At 65.9% G+C, this 12,221-nt stretch carries 13 protein-coding genes; 3 read left to right on the plus strand and 10 right to left on the minus strand.

Features of this window, described 5'->3' with window-relative positions:
- Positions 1-61: 61 nt before the first annotated feature.
- The 3 genes from ltaE to ACEN8U_RS11515 all read right to left on the minus strand — a co-directional run bounded on the left by ltaE (position 62) and on the right by ACEN8U_RS11515 (position 2,571).
- Positions 62-1,069, minus strand: a complete 1,008-nt coding sequence (ltaE, locus tag ACEN8U_RS11505; RefSeq protein ID WP_041746670.1) for a low-specificity L-threonine aldolase — start codon at positions 1,067-1,069, stop codon at positions 62-64.
- Between the two features lie 251 nt (positions 1,070-1,320).
- On the minus strand, positions 1,321-2,145 hold the full coding sequence (locus ACEN8U_RS11510) for a peptidoglycan DD-metalloendopeptidase family protein (protein WP_310109413.1): 825 nt from the start codon (positions 2,143-2,145) through the stop codon (positions 1,321-1,323).
- 114 nt (positions 2,146-2,259) lie between these two features.
- Positions 2,260-2,571, minus strand: coding sequence for a cupin domain-containing protein (locus ACEN8U_RS11515; RefSeq protein WP_013591694.1), 312 nt, complete (start codon positions 2,569-2,571; stop codon positions 2,260-2,262).
- 289 nt (positions 2,572-2,860) lie between these two features.
- Between ACEN8U_RS11515 and ACEN8U_RS11520 the strand changes: the two genes are divergently transcribed.
- Both ACEN8U_RS11520 and ACEN8U_RS11525 read left to right on the plus strand, forming a co-directional pair.
- Positions 2,861-3,178, plus strand: a complete 318-nt coding sequence (locus tag ACEN8U_RS11520) for a hypothetical protein (protein WP_310109415.1) — start codon at positions 2,861-2,863, stop codon at positions 3,176-3,178.
- Positions 3,179-3,364: 186 nt separating this feature from the next.
- Positions 3,365-4,204, plus strand: a complete 840-nt coding sequence (locus ACEN8U_RS11525; protein ID WP_310109418.1) for a DUF2968 domain-containing protein — start codon at positions 3,365-3,367, stop codon at positions 4,202-4,204.
- A 176-nt stretch (positions 4,205-4,380) separates the two neighbouring features.
- Here the strand turns inward: ACEN8U_RS11525 and ACEN8U_RS11530 are convergent, their stop codons facing one another.
- From ACEN8U_RS11530 to ACEN8U_RS11555, 6 genes are all read right to left on the minus strand, one after another.
- A complete protein-coding gene (locus ACEN8U_RS11530) occupies positions 4,381-4,707 on the minus strand; it encodes a DUF4148 domain-containing protein (protein ID WP_013591691.1) in 327 nt (108 codons plus the stop codon).
- A gap of 275 nt (positions 4,708-4,982) precedes the next feature.
- The gene (gene gndA, locus ACEN8U_RS11535) at positions 4,983-6,392 is read right to left on the minus strand and encodes an NADP-dependent phosphogluconate dehydrogenase (RefSeq protein WP_310109421.1); all 1,410 of its coding nucleotides are present in this window, start codon (positions 6,390-6,392) and stop codon (positions 4,983-4,985) included.
- 311 nt (positions 6,393-6,703) lie between these two features.
- Positions 6,704-7,339, minus strand: coding sequence for a DUF938 domain-containing protein (locus ACEN8U_RS11540; protein ID WP_310109423.1), 636 nt, complete (start codon positions 7,337-7,339; stop codon positions 6,704-6,706).
- Between the two features lie 62 nt (positions 7,340-7,401).
- Positions 7,402-8,289: an NAD-dependent protein deacetylase gene (locus ACEN8U_RS11545; RefSeq protein WP_310109427.1), complete on the minus strand. Its 888-nt coding sequence runs from the start codon at positions 8,287-8,289 to the stop codon at positions 7,402-7,404.
- Between the two features lie 49 nt (positions 8,290-8,338).
- On the minus strand, positions 8,339-8,650 hold the full coding sequence (locus ACEN8U_RS11550; protein ID WP_310109430.1) for an oxidoreductase-like domain-containing protein: 312 nt from the start codon (positions 8,648-8,650) through the stop codon (positions 8,339-8,341).
- Between the two features lie 104 nt (positions 8,651-8,754).
- Complete coding sequence (locus ACEN8U_RS11555; protein ID WP_310109432.1) at positions 8,755-9,519, minus strand: SDR family oxidoreductase; 765 nt, start codon at positions 9,517-9,519, stop codon at positions 8,755-8,757.
- 203 nt (positions 9,520-9,722) lie between these two features.
- Between ACEN8U_RS11555 and ACEN8U_RS11560 the strand changes: the two genes are divergently transcribed.
- On the plus strand, positions 9,723-10,577 hold the full coding sequence (locus ACEN8U_RS11560) for a polysaccharide deacetylase family protein (RefSeq protein ID WP_310109434.1): 855 nt from the start codon (positions 9,723-9,725) through the stop codon (positions 10,575-10,577).
- Between the two features lie 21 nt (positions 10,578-10,598).
- Here ACEN8U_RS11560 and ACEN8U_RS11565 read toward each other — a convergent pair whose 3' ends face one another.
- Positions 10,599-12,011 carry a DUF2252 domain-containing protein gene (locus ACEN8U_RS11565; RefSeq protein ID WP_310109436.1) on the minus strand — a complete coding sequence of 471 codons (1,413 nt, stop codon included), beginning with the start codon at positions 12,009-12,011 and terminating at the stop codon, positions 10,599-10,601.
- Positions 12,012-12,221 lie beyond the last annotated feature (210 nt).

Below are 12,221 nucleotides of genomic sequence, written 5' to 3' on the forward strand. Positions count from 1 at the left end.
TCGCGCAATAAGTCGCGCTGAATGGCTCCAGGTCCCGCTGAATAGTTCGCGCCGCCCCTCATCAACGCGCGGCGAAATACGCCTTCACGGCCGCAATAAACGTGTCGATGCCCTCACGCGACACGTCCTTATGCGTGACAAAGCGCGACGCGTACAGCATTTGCGTGAGAATGCCGCGCTCCTTCAGCCACGCTTCGAGCGGCGCGCAATGCTGCTGCGGAAACTGCGCGAACACCATGTTCGTCGCCACGGACTGCACCTTCACCTGATCGATGCTTTCCAGCCCTGCGGCCAGATGCGCGGCGTTCGCATGGTCGTCGGCGAGACGCTCGACGTTGTGATCCAGCGCGTACAGACAGGCCGCGGCGAGCACGCCCGCTTGCCGCATGCCGCCGCCGAGCACCTTGCGCCAGCGGTGCGCCACGTCGATCAGCGCGCGGCTGCCGACCAGCACTGAGCCGACCGGCGCGCCGAGCCCTTTGGAAAAGCAGATCGACACCGAATCGAACGGGGCGCACAGCGCCGCCACAGGCTTGCCCGATGCGACGGCCGCGTTGAAGACGCGCGCGCCGTCGAGGTGAGCCGACAAGCCGCGCTCGCGCGCGAGCTGCACGGCTTCGGCGACATAGCCTTCGGGCAACACCTTCCCGCCGATGGTGTTTTCCAGCGCCAGCAGCCGGGTGCGCGCGAAGTGGTTGTCGATCGGCTTGATCGCGGCCGCGATCTTGTCGAGCGGGATGGAGCCGTCGGCGGCATTTTCCAGCGGCTGCGGCTGGATGCTGCCGAGCACCGCCGCGCCGCCGCCTTCGTACTTGTAGGTGTGCGCCAGCTGCCCGACGATGTACTCGTCGCCGCGCGCGCAATGCGCCATCAGCGCGGCGAGGTTGCTCTGCGTGCCGCTCGGAAAGAAGAGGCCGGCTTCCTTGCCGGTGCGTTCGGCGAGGGTGGCTTGCAGACGCAGCACGGTCGGGTCGTCGCCCCAGACGTCGTCGCCTGTTTCGGCGGCCGACATGGCCGCGAGCATCGCCGGGGTCGGGCGGGTTACGGTATCGCTGCGCAAATCGATCATTGTGTATCCCAGTGCGTCTTTCGAGTGAGAGGCCATGACGGTCGGCCGGCTCGCCGCTTGGCTTGGTGCTTGGCTCGCTGCGGATGTTGCCGCTTAACTGCCGCTTAATTGCCGCTTAATTGCCGCTTGGTTGCCGCTCAGTTTGCTGCCAGGCGCGGCGCCGGCTCGTGAGCCACACAGTGTATTCAATTTGCGCGGCCCTCGCAGAACCGCGTGCGCGCCGGATGAGCCGGCAGGTCCGGCTGGGCGCGCTACTTCGGCAGCCAGGCGAGGGGATCGACGGGCTGGCCGTTCTGGCGAACCTCGAACTGGATTGCGCCGACGCCGCGGCTATCCACGCCCACTTCGCCGATGGTCTGCCCTTGCGCGACCGCATCGCCTTCCTTCACGAGCAGCGTGCTGTTCTGCCCGTAAGCGGTAATGAGCGAATCGTCGTGCTTGATGATGATGAGCGGGCCGTAGGCCTCGATGCCCGAGCCGGCATACACGACGCGGCCGGTGGCGGCCGCCTTGACCGGATCGCCGGGACGTCCGCCGATCACGATGCCGTTCGACCTGCCTGGCGCAAATGTCTTGAGGATCGGCCCGCGCAACGGCCATTGCAGCACGCCCTGCTGGGCGCCCTGGCTGGCCTGCGGGTTGAGCTGCGGGTTGACCTGCGGGTTGACCTGGCCCCCCGGCGCAGTCGCGCCGCCGGGCGCCGTGGCCGCATTGGGCGCGACGCCGACGGGCGGCGCGAGCACGCTGCCCGAGGCCATCGGCGGGGCGACGCGCAGCACCTGTCCGGGCGCGACGGCCGCATTCACGGGCAGGCCGTTCCATGCCGCCACATCCTGCGTCCTGTGGCCGTATGCCGAGGCGATGCCGGCGAGCGTATCGCCGGGATTCACTCGATAGAAGCCCGCCGGAACCGGCACGGTGCCGAGCGTGGTCGGCCGCGACTGCGTGTTGCCGTAAAACGGTGTGCTGTCCCACGGCATGCTGGTGCAGCCGTTGAGCAGCGCGCAGAGCGCACCCCCCGCGAGCACACGGGTCGCAGCCGCTCCAGTCCCCGTCCGTTGCCATGGTCTCGTCATGTGATTTTCCTCGACATTTTTTGATTCAATCTTGTGTTTCGATCGACTTCAATCGATGCCCGTAGCATGCGCCGTGCCGCGGCGGCCGCGCCGGCATGCCGGCATCTGCAAGACTCAGACGCTGCCCTCCGCCTCGACCACGAGAATGCGCGCGGCGCCGAGCGGATGCGCGACATGCTCCGTGCCGACCGACGCATAGAAGACATCGCCGGTTTCCAGAATCGCCGCCTGTTCGACGCCGTCTTCGCGATAGCGCATCTCCACGCGGCCGTCGAGCACGGCAAAGACTTCCTCGCCGTCGTTGACGTGCCACTTGTACGGCTGATCGGTCCAGTGCAGGCGCGTCGTGATGCCGCCCATATTGGCGATGTCGAGCGCGCCCCAGGCGCGCGTCGCAGTGAAGCTCTTGCTGCGAATGATCTTCATGGTCCCAAAGGCACTCGATGTAAAGACTGCGCGAAGGCGGCGCCCTGCCGCGCCGGCCGCTCGCGTGAGCGTGAGCGTGAGCGTGAACGCGATACCGCGGCCGCAGGCGGCTGCGCGCGCCGCAGTGTCGAAGGCTCATTATAAGTCGCGTCGCCGACACACCTCGCGCACGCGCGGCGGGGCGGCGCAATGGTGTGACCATTGAAACCTCGCGACCCTCACCTATACTCAACCTTGCTGCGCCCGGGCGGCGCGGACCCAAACCACCGGATCCCGCAAGGAGTTGAGGATGAACAAAGCCACCTTTCTGGCCGTGCAGCTCAATGTCGACGAGGTCGCCGCGTCGCCGGGACTGGTCGAGTTGCTGAACAATCACCTCATCTTTGCCGCCGACGTCGCCGAAGCCGCCGACGCGCTCGTGCAACTCGCGAGCATTGCCGGACTCGCGAGCGGCGTCGAAGCCCGCGTCGAGATTCCCGCGCTCGCCATCGAACGGCTGCGCGAAGCGCTCGAGAACCTGAGCGGCTACGACGAATCGTGGCTGCTCGCGCTGGAACCAAGCCGCGCGCTCTTCGACGACATCGGCCGGCAGCGCACACTGCATTGAGGCTGCGCGCGCGGACCCACTCCGCCCGACGCGCAGCGTGGCGTGGCCGGCCCCGCCGAGCTTGCCGATCGGCACACGCCACCGAGCCTTCGCTTTTCGCTCACCGCCCCATCCGCCAGTTAGCCGGAACGCTTGATTGCCGGTGTCGTCTGGTCATTTTTGGGCGAGTCAACTGGAGGAACCGCCGTGAAAAGTCTCCTGAACCGCCGCAGCGTGCTGACCGGCCCGTCGCATGTCGTGAGAATCCCGCAGAACCGAGCCGCCATGCCCGCCTCGCCTGCCGATGCGGACGACGCGCCGCCGGACCTCGCGTCGACAGCGGGATCTGATGCCGCGCCGAATCCCGGAACGGAGCGCCAGCCGGACGCGGTGTCCGGAGAGGTGTCGGGCTCGGCGTCCAGCTCCATGTCCGCGACCGCACAGGCCGCGGTGGCCCGCGGCGCGCCGCGCCCGGTGCTGACCTTGCGGCCGGTGCAGACAGTGCCGTCGCAGGTCAGCGCGCGCGGCGTGCAGATCGCCAACACCGCCGAAGTCGAATGGCTCGCCGAAGAAGAAGCGCTTACGCCGTTTCGCGTCTTTCGCAGCTTTGCCTACTCGGTGAGCCTGCTGTTTCACGCGAAGGAGCTGGTGTACTACGTCGCGCTATATCAGGAAGGCGCGCTATGGCGCGCGCTGAAAGCCGCCGATCTCGAAGCCGCCGAAGCCGCCTTCCGCCATTTCGAGGATCAGGCGACGCGGCTCTCGGACTGCGAAACCCGCCGGGCCCAACTGGAGGCGCAGAACGAGCAGTTGGCGCGCATGATCGCGCGCTCCGAAGCCGAGGCGGAGCGCCTGCGCAGCGATCTGCAGCGACGCAGCGCGCAGGAGCAAGCGGCGTCGAACCGGCAGCATCAGGTGCGCAAAGAGGTGTCGCAGCTGGAGGCGCAGCGCATGGCCGCGCAGGCGCATCTGAACAAGGCACATCGGCAGATGCAGCAGCTCAATATGACCAGCAACGAAGCCATTCCGCACTTGCCGGCGCGTTGATGGACGGGCTTGCGGGCTTGCGGGCTTGCGCGCTCGCAACCGGCGCACGCGGTAAACGGCAAAACGCCGCCAGGCGAAAAACCTTGGCGGCGTTTTTGACTTTGGCGCCCGCGTGATTCAGCGCAGGGGCGCTGGGCTTGCTTCGGCTAACCGGCTACCGGACTCGGCTACCGAAATTAGTTGCCGAAATACACCGAGCTGCGGTCGGTCGTGACCGCGCGGCCTGCTTGCGAGCTGCCGGCAATCGGCGCACCGTAGCCGCTGTCGGCGACTTGTGCCGAAGCTTGAGCCGTGCCGGTTTCCGCGTTGACACGCGCCTGAGCGGCTTGCAGGTTGGCCGGGTAGTCGATGCGGTCGCTGGCCGGGTTGTAGCCTGCCTTTTCGAGCTGGACCAGTTCGGCGCGAACTTGAGCGCGCGTAACCGGCTGGCTGGACTGAGCAAACGAAGCAACGGGAGCGACCAGAGCGGCGGCGATAACAGCGGCAGAGATGAGCGTCTTCATGATGTATAACCTCCAGAACTTGTTGTGATTCGCTTCGGGGCTGGGTTGTCCCTAGCGCTTGAACAGAAGTTTAGGAGCGAGAACATCTAGGGGAAACCCCTAAAACGACGAAACTCTATTCCGCAAATTGCAATAGTCGGTGGCTCCTACCGGCCCTGACCTACTCCCGGAACAGCGCGCGCAACAATAGCCGCGGGCGCGTCTCAATCCCCGCACTGCGGCCCGCGTCCTTGGTGCCGGCGCGCGCTGCAGCGCGGTTGACGCAAGCCGACCGCTTAGCTCCAGTTCGCGTGGAAGCTGCCGGGCTTGTCGATACGCTCGAACGTATGCGCGCCGAAGAAGTCACGCTGCGCCTGCACGAGGTTCGCGGGCAGGCGCTCCGAGCGATACGCGTCGAAATACGCCACTGCCGACGCGAAAGCCGGCACCGGCACGCCCGCGTTGATCGCCGCGACCACCACCTCGCGCAGCGCCGCCTGGTAGTTGCTGGCGATGTCGCGGAAATACGGGTCGAGCAGCAGATTGGCGATCGCCTTGTCTTTCGTGTAGGCGTCCGTGATCTTTTGCAGGAAGCGGGCGCGGATGATGCAGCCGGCGCGGAAAATCTTCGCGATCGTGCCGAAGTCCAGATCCCACTTATATTCTTCCGACGCCGCGCGCAACTGCGCAAAACCTTGCGCGTACGAAATGACCTTGCTGAAGTACAGAGCCCGGCGCACCGACTCGATGAAGGCGTCGCGCTCGGCGCCGAGCGGCTTGGCCTTCGGGCCCTCGAGCACCTTGCTCGCGGCCACGCGCTGGTCTTTCAGCGACGACAACACCCGCGCGAACACCGCCTCCGTAATGAGCGGCAGCGGCGCGCCCAGATCGAGCGCGTTCTGGCTCGTCCACTTGCCGGTGCCCTTCTGCGCCGCACGATCCAGAATCACGTCGACGAGATCCTTGCCGGTTTCTTCGTCTTTCTTGCTGAAGATTCTGGAGGTGATTTCGATCAGGTAGCTGTCGAGCTCGCCCTGATTCCACTCCGTGTAGACCTTGCCCAACTCTTCGTTCGAGAGGCCCACCACCTGCTTGAGCACCGCATAGCTTTCCGCGATCAACTGCATGTCGCCGTATTCGATGCCGTTGTGCACCATCTTCACAAAGTGGCCGGCGCCGTCCGGGCCCATGTAGGCGACGCAAGGCTCGCCGTCCGGCGCCTTCGCGGCGATTTCGGTGAGGATCGGCGCGACGAGATCGTAAGCGTCGCGTTGGCCGCCCGGCATGATGGACGGGCCTTTCAGCGCGCCTTCCTCGCCGCCGGACACACCGGTGCCAATGAAATGCAGCCCGGCCTTCGCCAGTTCCTGATTGCGGCGAATCGTGTCGGTGAAATGCGTGTTGCCGCCGTCGATGAGAATGTCGCCCTGGTCCAGCAGCGGCTTGAGCGCGGCGATGGTGGCGTCGGTCGGCGCGCCGGCCTTCACCATGAGCAGAATGCGGCGCGGCTTTTCGAGCGACTCGACGAACTCTTCCAGCGTGAACGCCGGCACCAGCTTTCTGTCCGGATATTCGGCGATGAGTTCGTCGGTCTTTTCGCGACTACGGTTGTAGACCGACACCGCGTGGCCGCGGCTCTCGATGTTGAGCGCCAGATTGCGGCCCATGACCGCCAGCCCCACCACGCCGATTGCCTGTTTGCCCATGTGAATTCTCCAGTGTCCAAAAGTGTCGTGACGCCGCGCCGGAATAAACGTCGGCCGGACGTCGAGGGTGAAAGCATAAAAGAAATGCCGGTTCGCCGCTTGTTAGCGGGCACGCAAGGCCGCTTTTGCTGAACTTTCGCTGTGCTTTTTCTGTGCCTTTGCGTCGCTTTTCGGTCGCCTTCGCTTTGCTTTTCAGTCACTTGAGTCGCAATTGCCTCGGGCTTTGCCTCGAGCTTTGCCTCGGGCTTTGCCTCGGGCTTTGCCTCGGGTTTTGCGCCGATCCTGCGTCGCTACTGCGTCGCTTCGCGCAGTCACCGTGCCCGGCCGACTTGCGCGCGCTTTCTGAATATCAGGCTGAAATTATTGGCCGGCATCGCGACCGGCTCGTCGCACACGAATTCCGCCGACGCCGCGAGCGCCACGACCTCCTCCATGTCGCGCACGCCCCACGACGGATCGCGGCTGCGCAGTTGATCATCGAACGCTGCGTTGCTCGGCGCCGTGTGCGCACCGCCGCGCCTGAACGGCCCGTACAGATACAGCACGCCGCCGTCACGCAGATGGCGGCTCGCGCCCGCGACGAGCGACTCGGCGGCGCTCCACGGCGCTATGTGAATCATGTTGATGCAGACCACGGCATCGACCGTGCCGACGCCCCAGTCCGCCTCATGCACGTCGAGCGCAAGCGGCGCGCGCACGTTCGGCGGCGCATCCTGCGTGATCCATGCGGCAATCGACTCGCGCGCCGCTTCGTCGGCATCGCTCGGCTGCCAGTCGAGGCCGGGCAACGCGCCGGCAAAGCAGAGGGCGTGCTGCCCCGTGCCGCTCGCGATCTCGAGCACGCGGCCGGTGGCGGGCAGCACCGCGCGCAACACGGCGAGTATCGGTTCGCGGTTGCGTTCGGCAGAGGGCGAGCGTTGCCGCATCGGCGAAAAAGGTTCGGTCATGGGAACAGTCTGGCGGATGACTTGTTGGGCTGGATTTCGGGGATTCGCGAGGCGCTCGCCGCTCAATCTAACGCGAGACGGCCGGCGAGAGCGGTCAGCATATCGGCACACGGCGCCGCGCATTTCAGCGACAACAGCGGATCGGCACGCGTGCGTCCGAGATTGATCGCGGCGATCGGCTTGCGCTGTTTTTGTGCCCACACGCAAAAGCGATAACCGGAGTAGACCATCAGCGACGAACCGACCACGAGCACGGCGTCGGCGGCGTCGAGCGCATGCGAAGCGGCTTCCACCCGCTCGCGCGGCACGTTTTCGCCGAAGAACACCACCGCGGGTTTCAACAGACCGCCGCAGTTCGCGCACGTCGGCACGCGAAACGTTTCGAGCGCGTGCCATTCGAGGTGCGCGTCGCCGTCGGCGGCGGTTTCGGCGGTGACGTTCAGCAGCGCGGGATTGTCCGCTTCGAGCGTCCGCTGGATCGCGGCACGCGAATGCTGCGTTCCGCAATCCAGACAGACGACGCCATCGATACCGCCGTGCAGCTCGATCACATCGCGGCTGCCCGCGCGCTGATGCAAGCCGTCGACGTTCTGCGTGACGAGCGTCGGCACATGCCCGGCGGCCTGAAGGCGCGCCAGCGCGGCATGGGCGGCGTTCGGCTGCGCCTGCGCGACGACGGGCCAGCCGACCATGCTGCGCGCCCAGTAGCGGCGGCGCATCGCTTCGGTGCCGAGAAACTCCTGCAGCGTGATGGGCGGCGAGCGCTTCCATGCACCATTGTCGTCGCGATAGCCGGGAATGCCCGAGTCGGTGCTGATGCCGGCGCCGGTCAGCACGAAAAGCCGCGGATAGCGCTGCACGAAGTCGTGAAGGTCGTCGAGCGTGTGCGATCCGCCGAAAGGCTCGATGGGCTCGGCGGCGTTGAGAGGCGCGGAATGAAGGTCGGTCATGACGGATGAGCGTTGGCTTGCGGCGTGAGACGTGGGACGCGGTGGCCTGTCAGCGAGGTTTGGCTGCGCGGCTCTTGTGCGGTGCGAGCGTTTCCTTCGCGGCTCGCGCGCGTGGTGCTTGCACCGCGGGCCGCGGGTGGCGCACTTGCGGCGCTTCGCGCGACGCTTCTTGCGATGTTACCTGCCGCTTTTCCCGCCGCTTCTGCCATTCCGCCAGCGCGATTTCATAGCGTTCGAGCGCCGCGTCATACACATCGAACACGCACGGACTGCAGCCGTTATGGCAGCAATCGTCGAGGTCGGGCTGCACGGGCGGCTGCGGCTTCGGGTCGTCGGCGGATGCGGATGCGGATTGCGGCACGGCGGGTGACATCGTTTGAATATGCAAAAGAGCCAGCAAGGCGCGGGCCGGGAAGCGCCCAGTATAGGTGGATCGCCCGCGCCCCGCTTGTTGCATGCTGGCCGTCACCCGCGCCCCACGAACGGCATCTTGCTCGCCATGATGGTCATGAACTGGACATTCGCCGACAGCGGCAGTTGCGCCATATGCAGCACGGCGTCGGCGACATGCTGGACGTCCATCAACGGTTCGACCGCGATCTCACCGTTCGCCTGCGGCACGCCGCGCGCCATGCGCTCGGCCATCTCCGTGGCGGCGTTGCCGATGTCGATCTGGCCGCACACGATGTCGTATCGGCGCCCGTCGAGCGACACCGCTTTCGTGAGGCCGGTGATCGCATGCTTGGTCGCCGTGTAGGCAATGCTGTTGGGCCGCGGCGCATGCGCCGAAATCGATCCGTTATTGATGATGCGCCCGCCGCGCGGATTCTGCGTTTTCATCAGTCCAAACGCGGCGCGCGTGCAAAGAAACACGCCGGTCAGATTCGTGTCGACCACCAAGCGCCATTCGTCGATATCCAGTTCGTCGATATCCACCGGCGAGCCGTTGCGCCCCGCGTTGTTGAACAGCACGTCGAGCCGCCCGTAGCGCGCGCGGATCGTCTCGAACAGGGCAGCGACGCTCGCTGCGTCCGTCACGTCGCAGGGCGCCGCCAGCGCCTCGCCGCCGAGCGCGCGCGCCTCGTCCGCCACCGCTGCGAGCGCCGCCTCGCGGCGGCCCGCAAGCACCACGCGATAGCCATGCTCCGCGAGCCGCAGCGCGCAGGCACGACCGATGCCGCTGCCCGCGCCCGTCACCAATGCCACTTTTACGATTCCCGTTACCGTCACTGTCTCTCTCCTGGTTAGCCGACTCGCTCCAACGACTGTTTGCACCATAGCGCGGCACAGCGTGGGTCACCCATCCCGGTGCGCACTTTCATTGCTCTTCCTGTCCGCAGGCGCGGCGGCCCGCGCATCAATGGTATCGTTCGACGTTGCGCGGCGCCTTCGCGGCGCCAGGTCGATCCGCGCAATCATCGGATGCATGTTTTATGAACCCACTCTCCACGCCCCACGACGCTCACGCACCACCGCTGCGCCGCTGGCCGCAAACCGGCTACCCTGCGATGCTCACCGCCACCGCCGCCTGGCACGTTCTCGTGCTGGGCGCGTGGCTCCTCGCGCCGCGCGCCTGGCCGTGGTGGCTCGCGGCAATCTTCGCGAATCATGCTGTTTTTACGGTGGCCGGACTGCTGCCGCGCACGTCGCTGCTGGGCCCCAACTGGACGCGCCTGCCCGCCGGCGCGCGCAACGCGGACGCCATCGCGCTTACCATCGACGACGGTCCCGATCCCGTCGTCACGCCGCAGGTGCTCGACCTGCTCGACGCCCTCGGCGTGCGCGCAACGTTCTTCTGCATAGGCGAAAAAGCGCGGCGCTATCCTGAACTCGCACGCGAGATCGTCGCGCGCGGTCATGCGCTGGAAAACCATTCGCAGGTTCACGTGCATACGTTTTCTGTCACCTTTCCGGGTGCGCTGCGGCGCGAGATCGATGCCGCGCAACGCACGCTCGAAGAACTCAGCGGCGAGGCACCGATGTTTTTTCGCGCGCCGGCCGGCCTGCGCAACATCTTCCTCGAACCCGTGCTGCGCAAGCTCGATCTGCGGCTCGCGGCATGGACGCGGCGCGGCTACGACACGCGCGAGCGCGATCCGCAGGTCGTCGCGCGAAGGCTGCTGGACGGTCTTGCGGCACGCGACATTCTGCTGCTGCACGACGGCAACGCCGCGCTGACCGTCGACGGCAAGCCGCTGATTCTTGCCGTGCTGCCGCGTCTCGTCGAGGCGGCTCGCGAACGCAAGCTGCGTTTCGTGACGCTGCGCGACGCGCGCGTTGACGGTTGATGCCGCGCGCCTCGCACGCCGTCACATACGAAAGTCCCCGGCCATATCTTCGTCCGACCGCGCCTCTAGCGCGCCGCTGCGGCATGCCTTGACGAACACGTCGTAGTCGCGCTCCACCTGATCCGCGTAATGCGCCGCATAGGTAGTGAGCGCTTCGGCGAACTGATCGCCGCGTCCGATATACGCGCTCACTTCGACCGCCTGGCCGCTTGCCTTGGCATGCGCTCGCGCCATCGCCCAGCCGCACAGTTGCGCGTAGCCGGTCAGCAGATCCGTGTCGAATAGCTCGATGCTCGCCGACAGCTTCATGTCGCGCAGCTGACGGAAGTAATAGTGCCGCCCGAGCGGACTCGTCGCCCAGCCGAGAAAGATATCGCTCGCGGCCTGCAACATGCGCTGCCCCTGCACCACGCGCTCGCCCTGATGCTTGACCGACGGCGACCTGAAATAGCGCGCGATGACCGACGGCCTCGCCTCCTTCATCTGCACGAAAAGCGGCTTGCCCACGGGGTCGACGAGCAGGATGGCCGTGCAGCGCGTGCCGACGCTGCCCACGCCGACTACCTTGAACACGACGTCCTGCAAGCTGAAATGCGCAAGCAGTTCGCGGCGGTCGTGCGACAGGCTCTTCATGTAATCGCTCCACACGGCGTCCAGCACCTTGTGCCCGTGCGCGCCTTTGAGCTCGTCGATTTCGTCGGCGGCGAAGAGCGTATTCGCGCCGAGCACGTGAAAAAGCACTGGAGGCGCGTCGCGAATCACCCAACGATTGCCGTCGTGCTCCGCCATCTTTTCGAACAGGCTTTCGTGCGTGCGCCCCGCCGCTTTTTCCATGCCGCGACGCACGGCGCGACGCCGTTCAGGCGTGAGCGCCGTATCGGCCATGCGGTCGAAGGTAATGCGCTCGTACCACAGCTCGAGCGCGCCATATTGCGCGTATTGCGCCATGCGATTGCGATATTCGCCGACGGCGGTCATCACCAGATCTTCCGCTGCGCCGCGGCTCAGGCGCATATGACGCGCGGCGATTACGAGACTCGCGGTAAGGCGTTTCAGATCCCATTCGAAGGGACCGATCGACACTTCGTCGAAATCGTTCAGGTCGAATACGAGTTGCCGCTCCGGCGTGGCGAAGCCGCCGAAGTTCATCAGATGTCCGTCTCCGCAAATGGGCAGGGTCAAGCCCGTGTCGTGAACCTTGCTCAGATCGTGCGCCTGCAGAATCGCCGTACCGCGAAAGAACGTGAACGGCGACACCGCCATGCGCCCATAGCGCAGCGGCATGAGGTTCTTCACGCGGCCTTCGCTGCTCGCTTTCAGCAGTTCGATCGGATCGCGGTGCAGCTCGCCCACTGTTCGATGGCTCGAGCGCTTCGACTTTTCGCGCGCGGCCCGGCCACGGGCCTCGCGCTCGGCAATGGTGCTGGCTTTCATGCTGATCTCCGTTGTTCTTGTGACGGTCACGACCCGTTCCGAGCAACCGCACGCCGCTCGCTAGTCGCATGCATGCTAGCAGAGCAATCGGTAAAAAGGTGCGGGCGCTTTTACCGATGCCGACTGCATGCCCCGCGCGCACGTCTGAATTTCCGATTTGGCGTTTTCCAGCACTTCAGCAATCGCCTTTCGCGCCGTTTACCAGTACAT

The organism is Paraburkholderia phenoliruptrix (assembly GCF_047325075.1).
Taxonomy (GTDB): domain Bacteria; phylum Pseudomonadota; class Gammaproteobacteria; order Burkholderiales; family Burkholderiaceae; genus Paraburkholderia; species Paraburkholderia phenoliruptrix.